Origin of the sequence: Pseudomonas sp. H11T01 (assembly GCF_048515765.1) — a bacterium.
Lineage (GTDB): Bacteria > Pseudomonadota > Gammaproteobacteria > Pseudomonadales > Pseudomonadaceae > Aquipseudomonas.
Genome location: NZ_JBLYED010000014.1, coordinates 26,550 through 40,674, shown reverse-complemented (window position 1 = coordinate 40,674; position 14,125 = coordinate 26,550). Strand labels below are relative to the sequence as shown.

The window sequence follows — 14,125 nt, the reverse complement described above, 5'->3', positions numbered from 1 at the left end:
GGCAGGCGACTCTTGTGCTCAGGGTCGCCGCCACCATTCAGTTCGCTGTACCGCCGACGGTCAGGGCGCGCCAGTTGCCAGGCAGACGATAGGCCGTCGACACGCGCAACATGTTCAGGGGATATATCCCGATACCGCACAGTGGGTTTTGCAATGGCATTAGATCGTGTTGATGCAGCCGTCAGGTCTGCGTGTTTCAGCGGCAAGTCCGCTGTTCATTCCCCAATCAACAGGATGTTGAAATGCCAAATAATCCAGGACTGGAAGCCCAGGTCCCCTTCGATACGCTAGCGCAAGCGGTTTCAACGCAGTTTCAATACAGACCCACCGTTTTAGTGGTGGCTCTGGAGCAGTTCAGCAAAGCGCTGCAAGGTAAATACCCCGGTATTCATATCGATGTGCCCGGCATTACCCTCAACTCACCGAACTGGGTGATAGAAAATTCAGTCCCGCGCCTTGACGGCTATCGGCGTACGCCGTTGCTGGAGGTAGTGATCGAGAGCATTACCGGCAACGCCGTTTTGGACTACACCGACGAACACTTTCTAAGCATTCGCATTGCTCATCGTCTAAACGTGGATATGCGAGAGGTCGAAGATCTGCTGCGAGGGTTGCCTGGAGCAATGATCCCGGCATTGCAGCAGGCATTGGTGAGTGACTGGAATGAGTCAGTTTCCGGGGGCGGCAGCCGATGGCAATGGCTCAGTGATGCCTTCAGGACCGCGTTGCTCACTCGCCTGGGATCGCCTGAGGGTGCGGCCTCTCTGGATGTCGAGGAACATGACACGTTGCTCCAGGTCATCAGTTGTCCGCAGAAGGCGCCGCGCCTCAAAGCCTATGGTCCAGATTGTGCGCAAGCCTTTCTCGTGGACTACAAGGCGAGATTCGCAGGGATGACATTCTCGTCCCTGGGCACCAGCGTTTTGGTCAAGCGCAAGGTTCTCGATCGTGAGGTTGTCCTGCTGTATTCGCTATCGGGTGTGATCGAAACATTTACCTCGTTACGCGAGTATTCGGATTCACAAGGGCGCCGATTGGGCCGTGAGCTGCAAATCGACGAGCTTGAACTGCAGCCTTACGAGTCATTGGGAAACGTCTTCGTCACCCAGACCCAGGCGCTTCTCAATGAACAGCTTGAGGGGCTGAAGCTGATCGGTCCTTTCATTGGGCAGACTCTGGAAGCGCTTGAGCTGCGTAATGCACAACTGACCGATGTGGCGGCGAGTCTTTTGCGCCCGGCCTCTAGTGCCGCCGAACAGGCTCGTTTCATTGAAGTCAGGAAGCTACTGCCGAATTGGCTGCAGCAGGCGCACGTGAATGATGTGTGGGAATACAGCCGTTATATGTCCGGCCTCGCAACGTTGCAGATGGCAGCAGCTGGCAAATCCTACAAAGATGGGATTCCCACACTTGAAGTGTTCACCAGGCAGACCCTTGAGGCGCAGATGCGCACGCGTTATCCGGACGCCACCACCCTCAATCCGGACATGATTGAAATCACCCAATACCTGTATTCCGGTGGATCGCTGGGTGGCACGGCCATAGGCGGAGCAGAGGTCGTAAAAGAGTCCCTGACTCATCGGGCCCTGAACAATCTGGTCGCCGGGCTGCCGCATGCCAACACCACGATCAAGTATCAGGACGGATCATCGATTCCCTACTGGATGACCGCTGATTATTTGAGGCAGTTGATCAGGCAGGTTGATATTGGTCGGACCTACCCTGAGTTGATCCGTACCACGTTGCTGGGCAACGAGCGCATTGCTCGAGAGACACTCTTCATTGACCAGTTGCGGACCCAACTGCCGATGCTCGCACTTGAGAACAAGAGCAAGAGCACTTCGGGCATTACAGAAGAAGGTTACCGCTACGTCGCCGCATTGATGCTGATCGATAGCGAAGCGCGGCGCGTGGACGGCAAGGAGATAAGGATCAGGCCCCTGGCGTTCGAGTACGAGCGTTCGAAGCAGCCCGACGTGGTCATCAACATGTTTGTGATCGACAACGACAGTGAATTCGGTCCGAGCATTCTCTATCGGCCCATGCACCTGCAAGAGCCCTTGCGCCAGTTCGAATCGCGTAGCGACTTGATGAAGGCCATTCTGGAGGACACAGCACTGCAAGAAAGCATTTTGTCCTGGTTCAGCCGCTCAGCCTGGGCGATCTATGCAAACGGTGGATTCCTCGACACACCTCAATATCAAAACCCGACGGATGATTTTCCCGTCCCGATCAGACCCAAAGCGGCGAGGCTTGCCGGGCAGACGTTCAACGGTGACCCCTTGCCCTGGTTGTATGAAGCGAATGCCAATGCCATGGCGCACCTGGCGAATGACCAGACGGTGTCGAATGCGGAAAACGATCAAGGGGTACGCACGGCTTTGGGTTGGGCAGTTTTCAACTCATTGCTTGACCTTACATTGCCACTGCTCAATGGCTCTGCGGCAGTCGTCGGCTGGCTGGGACAAATGGCGGTCAGTTTCAAACAAGCCATCGATGCAGAGCAGGGTGGTGACCGCGAACCCGAGAAGGAGTTGATGACCAGCCTCCTGGTCAATCTGGCTTTAGTGTTGCTCGTTCATAAATTCACGACCAGGTCGACCCTACCGATCAGGCCAAAAAATGAACCCTCGCTGCCAGGTCTTTTGCCAAGAACCGGGACCGGTACGCAGGCGCCTTCCGAGATCTCTGTTCAGCTCAAAGAGCTGGCTGGCCCGGCCGGCTTTTTGGCCAAGCCTGAAACGGTATTGAATTTTTCTTCACCCGTTTCCGCCAATTCCCGTGCGCTGTTGGAGCGGTTCATCATCAACAACCCGGACGGGCTCGGGCCTGTGATCCGGGATGAGCCGCTAAAAGGCATGCAGGTGCGCGATGGTCGCTGGTACGCGCGCGTGCCTGGCCGGATTCGCGGGAGCGGGTGGGCCAGAGTGACTCCTGCCGGTGACGACGCGGTCTGCGTGCTCGACAACCATGGAAAACCGATTCAATGGTTGCAACTGAAAAATAACGGCCAGGACCTTTGGGAGATAGCCCCCGAATTCCGCGTACAGGGCGGTGGAGTGGATTGGTCTGCCTTGGGCAGGCATCCGTTGATCAATGCAGAGCGGGCCGCAAGATCCGCACGGATTGGCGCCTGCCAGGTGCGATTAAAAGAGTTGGAGAAAAGTGCAGGAATCACTTACCAACGCTCAAAGGGTGAATACGAAAAGTTTGCCGTGGCGGCCGGCAAATTCAGGGCTCGCAAAGCGCAGCTCGAGGGGCTGGACGAGGAGACTCTGGCCAGGGACCCGAGCTTGATCGAGCTTAAAAAGCAGATGTTCGCTGCTGAAGACAAATCCATGAAGGCTAGCCAGGGTTACGCACAGTCGCAGCAAAACTATGTGGCTGAACTCGATACCGTTCGAACCATCCTTTTGGAAGATAAAGAGTATGAGCGCAACGCTTTATTCAAAAACCTGCATGAAAGGCTGCATCGATATCTGGATATTGAAAGTGCGCTGGCAATCCTGACCGGGATTTGGCAGGAAACCGGTCTGACCTTGCAGGACGTCTTTCCATTGGCCTATGACCGGGTAACTTCTTCCGGACGGATTCCCTACAGCGTGCTGTTAAAGGTGCGTAAAAGAGTGCTGAGTCACTTGCCTGAGCGTATCGAGATGAACCAAAAGATCGAGTCGATGGCAGCCGAATTGTTCGAATGGGACGAGCGCCTCTCCAAGGGAGCGCAAACCACTGAAGTCAAAGGCCGGGTGGCGGCTCGGCGTGGGACTGCCGATCAGTTGATCGTTCAAGAGCTGGTCTTGATGAGAGGCGCGCTTGCCGGCGACCCGGAATATGCGCGGACCGATATCGAGTTGGCAGCCTTGCAAGGGCTCAGCCGGGCACGGGTGGCGACAGTTACCGAATACGTGCTGGAAATTCGCGGGAGTGAGGGATATACGCCCAACGAGCGGATTCTCGTGCTTAAAGATGCGATCGCTCGCTATGTGAATGCCGAGACGCTGGGGCACTATCTGGAAGCTCCCTGGCATAAAGAGGGCGCCGTCCCTCAGGACCACCTGAAGAGTTTTCTCGACAAGTTGGCCGGTCTACGCATCAGCGCAGAAGAAGAGCTGGCCACGCTGACTCGAGAGACCGTATTGGGGGAGCCCGGACCGCAAACGCCTGAGCAGACGACAAACACACCGAATAAAAAACGAATCAGAAAAAAATCCAAGCGGGTGATTGAGACGATTGATGGCGTCCAAATGGGTGATGTTCGTGTGCCAGGAACCAGCGAGCCGGACGAAACGTTGGTTGTACATGATCCGGATACCGAGCTGGACACTACTTTTTACAAGCACGGGGACGACACTGATTGGCAACAACGGGTCGTTCAGCCAGTGCCCGTACCCCGAGTCGCTCGAGGGTTGAACAACCTCAGCGCAGATGGCACTCGCCTATTGGCGCAAGTGGAGGGGTTCATTGCCAGGGTCAGGAGTTATTCAAATCGATCGCAGGAGCCTAAAAGCCTGGAAGATATCCTGCACATTCAGGCTGCAAAGCTCGATGATCTGGCCAGCGAGATCAGCCGAGGTATGGCAGGCTTTGGTGAACGCGATACTGAAACAGCCACTCAGATGAGCAACAACTTGCGCACCAATAGCGCGAGTTTGAAAGCAGAGGGGCGTCGTTTGCGTATTGAGGGTGTCAGGCAGCTGCCACCGAGTGCCGGAAATTTCGAATATCTACTGGGGCAGGGAGAAATCAGCAACGGAAATGCGGTTTGGACGGATAAAACCACCGCCAAAGGTCCGGATTTTTTGCTGGAGTACCCAATACTCGATGAAAAAAACCTTGATAAGAGCGGTCGCAAAAAGGTTTTTTGGTACGCCCATTTTCACTGCGCTACCCAAAAAACGGAGTCCATGCGCAAGGGGCACTTGAAGCTCGCGACGCTCAGGTTCAAGACCTATGAAGATCAGCTCAGAGAGGCGAACAACAGCCAGATCGGCGTGATTGAAAGTGGTGATATCAGTGTGCGGTTGGCCAGGAAACTGTTTTTCAAGACTGGCAGCTGACAATACGCCCTGTTTCCCTTGATTTGGGGAGGCAGGGCGTTAAAAAAATCAGTGACTTAATGCTCGCGGCATGGGGGAGGTGCTGGCAATTTCCTGGTTTTGCGCCTGCTGCAACAGCTGGCGCAGTTGCGCAACCTGATTGAGCAGCTGCTCGCGCTCGTCTTTGAGCTGGCGCAATTCATCACGACGAATAGTGACGTAAAGGGTTTGTGCAGGACGTGCGGAAAGTACGGTACCCATTGCTCACCTCGCAAATGGCATGTCACAACTGCGGCCCCGCCGCTCGAGTCTGAGGGTCGGGCCACCATCGGAGCCGATTCTGATTTCTTTTTCAGGTAAAGGGAACTTTTTTCTTTTTTATTGTCCTTGTGTCTTGGTCGTGATTTCTGACGTGATCCGGCGCATTGGTCTGCTTGACGGGAAACTATGTCCAGCTGGTCTGGACTAACCCTCATTAGCCTCATTGCGCTATAACCTTTTGACACGTCTTTATTTGTAGTAAGGAGCATCAGCACATGCAACTCGGGATTATTGGACTGGGCCGTATGGGCGGCAATATTGCACGACGCTTGATGCTCAATGGGCATACCACCGTGGTCTACGACCGCAATGCCGCGTTTGTCACTGCCTTGAACGAAGAGGGTGCAACTGGCGTTTCCGACTTGCCGGCGCTGGTCGCGGGTCTGGAAAAACCACGCGCGGTCTGGGTGATGCTGCCGGCCGGCGCACCGACCGAAGACACTATCGAAACCTTGAGCCAACTGCTCGAAGCCGGCGATGTGATCATCGACGGCGGCAACACCTTCTATAAGGACGACATCCGCCGCGCCAAGGCGCTGTCGGAAAAAGGCCTGCACTACATTGACGTCGGCACCTCCGGCGGCGTGTGGGGGCTGGAGCGCGGTTACTGCATGATGATCGGCGGCGATAGCGAAGTGGTTAACCGTCTCGACCCGCTGTTCGACAGCCTGGCGCCGGGCCTGGGCAGCATCCCGCGCACCAAGGACCGTGTCGCCGAGGATGATCGGGCCGAACGCGGTTACATTCACGCCGGGCCAGCGGGTTCCGGGCACTTCGTGAAGATGATCCACAACGGCATCGAATACGGAATGATGCAGGCCTTTGCCGAAGGTTTCGATATTCTCAAAACCAAAGCCTCCGAGAACCTGCCGGAAGATCAGCGCTTTGACCTGAACGTGGCAGACATTGCTGAAGTCTGGCGTCGTGGCAGCGTGGTTTCGTCCTGGCTGCTGGACCTGACGGCTGACGCCCTGGCCAGCGATCCGAAACTCGACGGGTATTCCGGTGCGGTGGCGGACAGCGGCGAAGGGCGCTGGACCATCGAGGCGGCCATGGAGCAATCGGTGCCTGTGCCGGTGTTGTCCAACTCGTTGTTTGCCCGCTTCCGCTCCCGCCAGCAAAGCACCTATGGCGACAAACTCCTGTCAGCCATGCGCTTCGGCTTTGGCGGCCATGTCGAGACCCCAAAAAAATGACCTCGCGCCGGAAAAAATCCAAGGCAGAACCCGCACCGCCGACCACGCTGTTCCTGTTCGGCGCCCATGGTGATCTGGTCAAGCGTCTGCTGATGCCGGCGCTGTACAACCTCAGCCGTGACGGATTACTGAGCGATGGCCTGCGTATCGTTGGCGTTGATCACAACGCCATCAGCGACGTGGACTTCGCGAAAAAGCTCGAAGACTTTATTCGTACCGAGGCGGCCAGCAAGGTCGGCAAAGGCGAGGATGCCCTGGAGCCGGCGTCGTGGTCCAAGCTGGCCAGCGGTATCAGCTATGTTCAGGGTGACTTCCTGGACGACAGCACTTATGAAGCACTGGCGGCGAAAATCACCGCCAGTGGCACCGGTAACGTGGTGTTTTATCTGGCGACCGCGCCGCGCTTTTTCAGCGAAGTGGTGCGTCGCCTTGGAGCATCCGGTCTGCTCGTAGAAACCCCGGAAGCCTTTCGCCGGGTGGTGATCGAAAAACCTTTCGGCTCCGACCTGCAAACCGCCGAAGCACTGAACGCTTGCTTGCTCAAGGTCATGACGGAGAAGCAGATCTACCGGATCGACCATTACCTGGGCAAGGAAACGGTCCAGAACATCCTCGTCAGCCGGTTTTCCAACAGCCTGTTCGAGGCTTTCTGGAGCAACCATTACATCGACCATGTGCAGATAACCGCGGCGGAAACCGTCGGGGTCGAAACGCGGGGTAGCTTCTACGAAAATACCGGCGCGCTGCGGGACATGGTGCCCAATCACCTGTTTCAGCTACTGGCGATGGTCGCGATGGAGCCGCCGGCAGCTTTTGGCGCTGATGCGGTACGTGGGGAGAAAGCCAAGGTGATCGGTGCTATCCGCCCTTGGTCCACCGAGGAAGCGCGGGCTAATTCGGTGCGCGGCCAGTACGCGGCGGGCGAGCAGGGTGGCAAACCATTAGCCGGTTACCGCGAAGAGCCGAATGTGGCACCTGACAGCAGCGTTGAAACCTATGTCGCGCTAAAAGTCATGATCGACAACTGGCGCTGGGTTGGCGTGCCGTTCTACCTGCGCACCGGCAAGCGCATGAGCGTGCGCGACACGGAAATCGCCATCTGTTTCAAACCCGCGCCGTACGCGCAGTTCCGCGATACCGAAGTCGATGAGCTGCAACCGACCTATCTGCGGATCCAGATCCAGCCCAACGAAGGCATGTGGTTCGACTTGCTGGCCAAGCGTCCTGGGCCGGCGCTGGCCATGGCCAACATCGAGCTGGGATTCGCTTACAAGGATTTCTTCGAAATGCAGCCGTCCACTGGCTACGAAACCCTGATCTACGATTGCCTGACCGGTGACCAGACGCTGTTCCAGCGTGCTGACAATATCGAGAATGGCTGGCGCGCCGTGCAGCCTTTCCTGGATGCCTGGAAGGAGGACTCTACGATTCAGACCTATGCGGCAGGCGAAAACGGCCCGGCGTCAGCAGAAGAACTGCTGGCCCGTGACGGACGCGTCTGGCACAGCCTCGGATGAGTGGCGTAAAGGCTCATCCTATCCAGTTTGTGCTGAGTGATATGGACGGCACCTTATTGCGTCCTGACCACAGCCTCAGTCAGCGTACGATCGAGGCCGTGCGGGCGCTGCGTGAGGCCGGGGTTTTCTTCAGTCTGGCGACCGGCAGGCCGCCCAAGGCCATGTTGCAGCAGATCGAGGCCTTGGGTGTCGATCTGCCGACGGCGGCATTCAATGGCGGAACCATCGTTCATCCGGACGGCAGCTTTCTGGTCGCCCATTACCTGCCACGGGAGGCAGCCATCGCGACGCTTGCGTTGTTCGGCGGGCAAGCGGAGGTGGAAGTCTGGGTGTTTTCCGGTGGTGACTGGCTGCTGCACGATCCTCATGGGCCCATGGTGCCCCGAGAGCAGCACGGCCTGGGCTATCCGCCGGTGGTGGTCGAAAGCTTCGAACCGTATCTGGATTGCATCGACAAGATCGTCGCCGCCAGTAACAACGCACCGTTGCTGGTTGAGCTGGAGGCGCAGCTGCAACTCAAAGTCGACGGCCAGGCGCAGGTCTCGCGTTCACAGCCGGTTTATCTGGACGTGACCGCGATGCAGGCGAACAAGGGCGAGGCTTTGGCGACATTGGCCGAATTCCTGGGCGTGCCGCTTGAACACACAGCAGCCATCGGCGACGGCGGCAACGACCCGGCGATGTTTCATCGTGCCGGGCTGTCGATTGCCATGGGACAAGCGCAAGAGGAGGTGAAGCGTCAGGCTGACGTGGTCACCGGCAGCAATGTCGAAGAGGGGGCGGCGGAGGCCATTGAACGGTTTATTCTGGGCGCGGGCTAGCCTGAGGCACCGAGTTGCCTGAATCGCAGACAAGCCAGCTCCCACACTGGACCGAGCATGGGCATCAATTTTCGGCCCGCTGCAGATCCAATGTGGGAGCGTGACTTGCCCGCGAAGAGGCCGGTGCATTCACCTCAAAGCCAATAACTCACCGCATACCACCCCAACACACCCATCACCACGGTGTATGGCAGCGCCATCCACACCATCCTTCCGTACGACAAGCGAATCAATGGCGCAATTGCCGAGGTCAGCAAAAACAGAAACGCTGCTTGCCCATTTGGGGTCGCCACACTCGGCAGGTTGGTGCCGGTATTGATGGCGATGGCCAGGGTCTCGAAGTGCTCGCGGCTCATATGACCGGAAATGAATGCCTGCTTCACTTCAGTGATGTAAATCGTCGCCACGAACACGTTATCGCTGATCGCCGATAACAGGCCGTTGGCGATAAAGAGCATGCCCGGCTGTTGCTCCGGCGGCAGGGCCAGCACCCACTGAATCAATGGCGTGAACAGCTGTTGGTCATGAATCACCGCCACCACGGCGAAAAACACTACCAACAATGCAGTAAACGGCATGGCGTCCTTGAAAGCGTTGCCGATGCGGTGTTCTTCGGTGATACCGGTGAATGAGGTGATCAGCACGATCACCATCAAACCGATCAGGCCGACTTCGGCAATATGAAACGCCAGCCCGCCAATTAGAATCAGCGCCGCCAAACCCTGGACCAGCAGCGCCGCGCGCTGGCGGGAGGTGCGCTCGGCGTTGTCTTCAGCGGCGTAGTTGGCCAGTACGGCGCGCACGTTGTCCGGCAGCAAGGTGCCGTAGCCGAACCAGCACAGCTTCTCCAGCAGCACACAGGTCACCAGGCCTGCCACCAACACTGGCAGCGATACCGGGGCGATTTTCAGGAAGAACTCGGAGAAGTGCCAGCCCATCTCATGGCCGATCAGCAGGTTCTGCGGTTCACCCACCAGTGTACAGACACCACCCAACGCGGTGCCCACCGCGCCGTGCATCAGCAGGCTGCGCAGGAAAGAGCGGAATTGTTCGAGGTCTTCGTGGTGCAGCTTGGGCAGGAGTTGGTCGTCGCTGAATTCACTGTCCTGACGCGGGTCATTGCCAGAGGCTACACGGTGATAAACCGAGTAAAAACCCACCGCAGCGCTGATGATCACCGCCGTCACCGTCAAGGCATCGAGAAACGCCGACAGAAACGCTGAAAGGAAACAGAACATCAGCCCCAGCAACGCCTTGGAGCGAACCCCCAACAGCAAGCGCGAGAACAGGAACAGCAACAGGTCCTTCATGAAATAGATGCCCGCCACCATGAACATCAGCAGCAGGATCACCGGGAAGTTATGCAGTAGCTCGTCATACAGCGCTTCAGGCGTGGTCATGCGCAGCAGCAAGGCTTCGACCAGCAACAACCCGCCGGGCAGCAACGGATAGCACCTGAGCGCCATGGCCAGGGCGAAAATGAACTCCGCCACCAGCAGCCATCCGGCAGCCATCGGGCCGATGGTCCAGAGCACCAAGGGGTTGAGGATCAGGAACGCGACAATGCTCGCCTTATACCAGCGTGGCGAATGCCCGAGAAAATTGTGCGCGAACGCCTGGGCCATTGAACCGGACATCGGCAACTCCTTGTATTAAGAAGCGCGCAAGTTGCCGTAAGCGGAAGGGAAGATCAAGTGTGGAGCAGCATTGCCCAGTCCGCAGGTGAAGCAGGACACTTCAGTTAGTGAAGAAGAACGCAACAGGGAGGAAACAGGGGGGCAAGAAGCTGATACACCGCCACGTCGCTTTCAAACGTTAAAAAACGAACGTGACGAAGGCGGTATATCCGGATTTGGATTGGAGTATTACGCGGACCACCGGTTGCGATCCGCGAGAATGCTTACTCTGGCATTGTCCAGGATTGCAGCTTGTAGCCTTCCTGGCTCAACTCGGCGCGCACTTCTTCCAGCAGGCTTTCCAGCTGAGCGGGATCGGAATAGGTACTGCTTGGAATCTGTTTGCGGCCAATACGAGTGCTGGTCCGGTCGACGACGGTCAGGCTCAGTTCGCCATTACCATCTTGTGGAGCCCAAGCGACGCATTGAAAAGGCTCGAATGCGTGGCCGGCAATCAAAAGTGCTTCATTAATGCGTAGCGGGGCGTCCATGGGGATTCTTCTCTCGTTGTGCCAATCAAGTGATGTGCCGTCGGTTTGGCTTACCGTTCGGCTGGTTACTAGTACTGATGCGCAAAGGGGTGGGGCAGGTCACACGTAATAATAAGTTTTTTTAAACTTTCTTTCATTGACACAAATTAACCCGTGATTGTGAAAGCTGAATGAAAGGTACTCATTCATTAGGCAACTAACAAAGTCCGTTCTTATAACTAACTTTGAATGGTCCTATAATCAAACGATACAAGGCGCTGTCAAGTTCTTGCTAATGTTACAACCAGGGTCTGCCAAATGACTGTTTCTAATAACATTTCTTTATTTTGGCGCCAAGGAACAGTCATGATTGAAGCGCCTGCCTTACGACGATTACTGGTGGTCGACCCTTGTGACGATTGTCACCGCCTGCTACCCGGTTTACGCACGGTTGGTTGGGACGTCGACAGCTGTACGTTGGAGTCCGCCGCCGACCGCTCTTGCGATGTCGGCCTGCTGCGGTTGCAGCCATTTCACCTGGAGCGACCGGAGGCGGTCAAGGAACTGATCAGCCACAGCGGGACTGAATGGATCGCCGTGCTTAGCCCGGACGTTCTGCGTTTGCAGAATGTCGGTGATTTTGTCTGCGAATGGTTTTTTGATTTCCATACCTTGCCGTTCGATGTGTCGCGGGTTCAGGTGACCTTGGGGCGGGCATTCGGCATGGCGCGGTTGCGCGGTCGAGGTTCGATTCATGTCGATCAACCGGAGCATGAGTTGCTCGGGGATAGCCGGCCTATTCGCGAATTGCGCAAACTCTTGAGCAAACTGGCGCCTACCGAGTCGCCGGTATTGATTCGCGGCGAGAGCGGCACCGGCAAGGAGTTGGTGGCAAGAACCCTGCATCGGCAGTCTCAGCGCCACAGCAAGCCGTTCGTGGCAATCAATTGCGGTGCTATCCCCGAACACCTGATTCAGTCCGAACTCTTTGGGCATGAAAAGGGCGCTTTTACCGGCGCTCATCAGCGCAAGGTGGGACGTATCGAAGCCGCCCACGGCGGTACATTGTTTCTCGATGAAATCGGCGACTTGCCGCTGGAGTTGCAAGCCAATTTGCTGCGATTTTTACAGGAAAAGCACATTGAGCGAGTAGGTGGCAGTCAGCCGATTCCGGTAGACGTGCGAGTACTGGCAGCCACCCACGTCGACCTTGAAGCCGCCATCGAGAAAAAGCGTTTCCGGGAAGACCTGTATTACCGATTGAACGTTTTACAAGTCGCCACCGCGCCCTTACGTGAGCGCCATGGTGACCTGTCGATGCTGGCCAACCATTTCTCCCATTTTTATAGCCAGGAAACTGGCCGGCGTCCGCGCAGCTTCAGTGAAGATGCGCTGATTGCCATGGGCAAGCATGACTGGCCGGGTAATGTGCGTGAGCTGGCCAATCGTGTTCGCCGTGGGTTGGTACTGGCCGAGGGGCGACAAATCGAAGCGCGGGACCTGGGGCTGCTCAGTCACCAATCCATCGCCGCGCCGATGGGAACCCTCGAGGACTACAAGCACCGGGCCGAGCGCCAGGCGCTGTGCGATGTGTTGAATCGGCACAGCGATAATCTGAGTATCGCGGCAAGAGTGCTCGGTATTTCGCGGCCTACCTTCTACCGCTTGTTGCACAAGCACCAGATACGCTGACGTTCAAGCTTCAAGCTTCAAGCTTCAAGCCTCAAACGACAAAGCCCGCCGAAGCGGGCTTTGTTGTTTGAGTGGCGTTAGAAGTAGTACGGGAATTTCAGGCTGAAGGAGAAGGCCGGTGCGTCCTGGGTTAAGCCGATGGCGAGGTTGGGGACTATCGTCAGTTTATCGGTTGCCGCCAGGGTCAGGCCGACGTTGAAGTTGGCAGCGTTGTAGTCGCTGTCCGGGATTGTTGACCAGCCCTGGCCGTCCGGTCTGACTTTGCTTTTGTGGGCGAATTGGTCGGAAAACGAAAACGACATACTCATCTTCTCGTTCAAGGCAAACGCAATGCCGGCGCCGATCTGCCAGGAATCGCCCAGTTTCACGTCTCCCGGGACCTTGGTATTTATAGTGGGGCTGATATCGCTGAATGAATCCTGCTTGTTGTAGGTATAGGCCAGGCTGCCGAAGAGCACGGCAGGGTCATAGGTCTTGACCAGCGAGATACCCGGGGTAATCGACCAGATACCGTTGCCGGTTGGGAGTGACTGAGGTACCGACAAATTGTCGTTGTTCGGGTCATTGACCAACTTGATTCCGTACGGATCATTACCCGTCGGCGCCTTGACTCGCAGAGTGACGACCGCGTCGGGCAGGTTGACCGATTCATCCAGGAACTTGTAGGCAATACCAAAGTTGACATCGCCTATGGTCGGATCGCGGGTAACGCTGGCCTCGGATGAGATCGGGGCTGCGCCTCCTGCACCACCAGAGGAGTACGTCGATTCTCGATAGACGACCGGGACGTTGATGTCGAATTGCCAGCGTTGCGCCAGGTTGTAGCGGCCTGTCAGGTCCAGGGTCCAGTTGTCGGCCTTGATGCGGTCAATGTTGATGTTGCCGAGAAAAATCGAGTCAAGAGCCAGAAAGCCATTGAGCACCAATGCGCGGGTATCATAGTGGGTATAGGTCAGGCCCGTTTCGAGACTGAACTTGCCGCCACCGAAGAAGCCGCTGGCTTCGTCATACAGGTTGGACACGCTTTGCGCCGGTTCCGAGTCCCCCTTGAGCGACTGCCCATACGAACTGGTCCCGGGGGCACCCGTGGCCACGACCTTGCCGTCTTTGGTCGGTTCGGCGGGGGAGCGGCTCAGGCGCTTGGGAACAGGCGTTGCAGGTGTTTCTTCGACTTGTTTAACGCGCTGTTCAAGTACCATCAGCGCGTTCTGTTGAGCTTCGTAGCGTTGTTTCAACTCCGTGAGTTCTTGTTTTAGGGCTTCTACCTGGGGGTCCGGTGCTGCTTGCAGCAATGTGGCCGGGACCAGAGTACTCAAGCAAACGACTGCTTTTAACGTAAACGATCGGTACATGGGTTAGCCGTCCCTTTTGACTACATTTTCATGAGACTGAG

The 14,125-nt window shown here is 56.8% G+C and carries 9 protein-coding genes; 5 read left to right on the top strand and 4 right to left on the bottom strand.

What is annotated here, in order from left to right:
• Positions 1-242: 242 nt before the first annotated feature.
• Positions 243-5,060, top strand: a complete 4,818-nt coding sequence (locus tag ACN1C3_RS19305) for a dermonecrotic toxin domain-containing protein (RefSeq protein ID WP_419117358.1) — start codon at positions 243-245, stop codon at positions 5,058-5,060.
• A gap of 48 nt (positions 5,061-5,108) precedes the next feature.
• Here the strand turns inward: ACN1C3_RS19305 and ACN1C3_RS19300 are convergent, their stop codons facing one another.
• Positions 5,109-5,300, bottom strand: coding sequence for a DUF6026 family protein (locus ACN1C3_RS19300; protein ID WP_419117357.1), 192 nt, complete (start codon positions 5,298-5,300; stop codon positions 5,109-5,111).
• A 275-nt stretch (positions 5,301-5,575) separates the two neighbouring features.
• Between ACN1C3_RS19300 and gnd the strand changes: the two genes are divergently transcribed.
• The 3 genes from gnd to ACN1C3_RS19285 are packed head-to-tail and all read left to right on the top strand — an operon-like array spanning position 5,576 to position 8,894.
• A complete protein-coding gene (gnd, locus tag ACN1C3_RS19295) occupies positions 5,576-6,556 on the top strand; it encodes a phosphogluconate dehydrogenase (NAD(+)-dependent, decarboxylating) (protein WP_419117356.1) in 981 nt (326 codons plus the stop codon).
• A complete protein-coding gene (gene zwf / locus ACN1C3_RS19290) occupies positions 6,553-8,073 on the top strand; it encodes a glucose-6-phosphate dehydrogenase (RefSeq protein ID WP_419117355.1) in 1,521 nt (506 codons plus the stop codon). Before gnd ends, zwf begins: the two co-directional genes overlap by 4 nt.
• On the top strand, positions 8,070-8,894 hold the full coding sequence (locus ACN1C3_RS19285; protein ID WP_419117354.1) for an HAD family hydrolase: 825 nt from the start codon (positions 8,070-8,072) through the stop codon (positions 8,892-8,894). Before zwf ends, ACN1C3_RS19285 begins: the two co-directional genes overlap by 4 nt.
• A 134-nt stretch (positions 8,895-9,028) precedes the next feature.
• On the opposite strand, the gene nhaB is transcribed toward ACN1C3_RS19285, so the two are convergent.
• Entirely contained in the window at positions 9,029-10,531 is a 1,503-nt protein-coding gene (gene nhaB, locus ACN1C3_RS19280) for a sodium/proton antiporter NhaB (protein WP_419117353.1), read from the bottom strand.
• A gap of 263 nt (positions 10,532-10,794) precedes the next feature.
• On the bottom strand, positions 10,795-11,061 hold the full coding sequence (locus ACN1C3_RS19275) for a hypothetical protein (RefSeq protein ID WP_419117352.1): 267 nt from the start codon (positions 11,059-11,061) through the stop codon (positions 10,795-10,797).
• 345 nt (positions 11,062-11,406) lie between these two features.
• Between ACN1C3_RS19275 and ACN1C3_RS19270 the strand changes: the two genes are divergently transcribed.
• Complete coding sequence (locus ACN1C3_RS19270; RefSeq protein ID WP_419117351.1) at positions 11,407-12,732, top strand: sigma 54-interacting transcriptional regulator; 1,326 nt, start codon at positions 11,407-11,409, stop codon at positions 12,730-12,732.
• Between the two features lie 77 nt (positions 12,733-12,809).
• Here the strand turns inward: ACN1C3_RS19270 and ACN1C3_RS19265 are convergent, their stop codons facing one another.
• On the bottom strand, positions 12,810-14,084 hold the full coding sequence (locus ACN1C3_RS19265) for a hypothetical protein (protein ID WP_419117350.1): 1,275 nt from the start codon (positions 14,082-14,084) through the stop codon (positions 12,810-12,812).
• Between the last annotated feature and the right edge of the window lie 41 nt (positions 14,085-14,125).

What these genes read in the sequence shown, in the direction of transcription:
- ACN1C3_RS19305 (WP_419117358.1), top strand. Translation starts at nt 243, where the DNA reads ATGCCAAATAATCCAGGACTGGAAGCCCAGGTCCCCTTCGATACGCTA.
- ACN1C3_RS19300 (WP_419117357.1), bottom strand. Translation starts at nt 5,300, where the DNA reads ATGGGTACCGTACTTTCCGCACGTCCTGCACAAACCCTTTACGTCACT.
- gnd (WP_419117356.1), top strand. Translation starts at nt 5,576, where the DNA reads ATGCAACTCGGGATTATTGGACTGGGCCGTATGGGCGGCAATATTGCA.
- zwf (WP_419117355.1), top strand. Translation starts at nt 6,553, where the DNA reads ATGACCTCGCGCCGGAAAAAATCCAAGGCAGAACCCGCACCGCCGACC.
- ACN1C3_RS19285 (WP_419117354.1), top strand. Translation starts at nt 8,070, where the DNA reads ATGAGTGGCGTAAAGGCTCATCCTATCCAGTTTGTGCTGAGTGATATG.
- nhaB (WP_419117353.1), bottom strand. Translation starts at nt 10,531, where the DNA reads ATGTCCGGTTCAATGGCCCAGGCGTTCGCGCACAATTTTCTCGGGCAT.
- ACN1C3_RS19275 (WP_419117352.1), bottom strand. Translation starts at nt 11,061, where the DNA reads ATGGACGCCCCGCTACGCATTAATGAAGCACTTTTGATTGCCGGCCAC.
- ACN1C3_RS19270 (WP_419117351.1), top strand. Translation starts at nt 11,407, where the DNA reads ATGATTGAAGCGCCTGCCTTACGACGATTACTGGTGGTCGACCCTTGT.
- ACN1C3_RS19265 (WP_419117350.1), bottom strand. Translation starts at nt 14,084, where the DNA reads ATGTACCGATCGTTTACGTTAAAAGCAGTCGTTTGCTTGAGTACTCTG.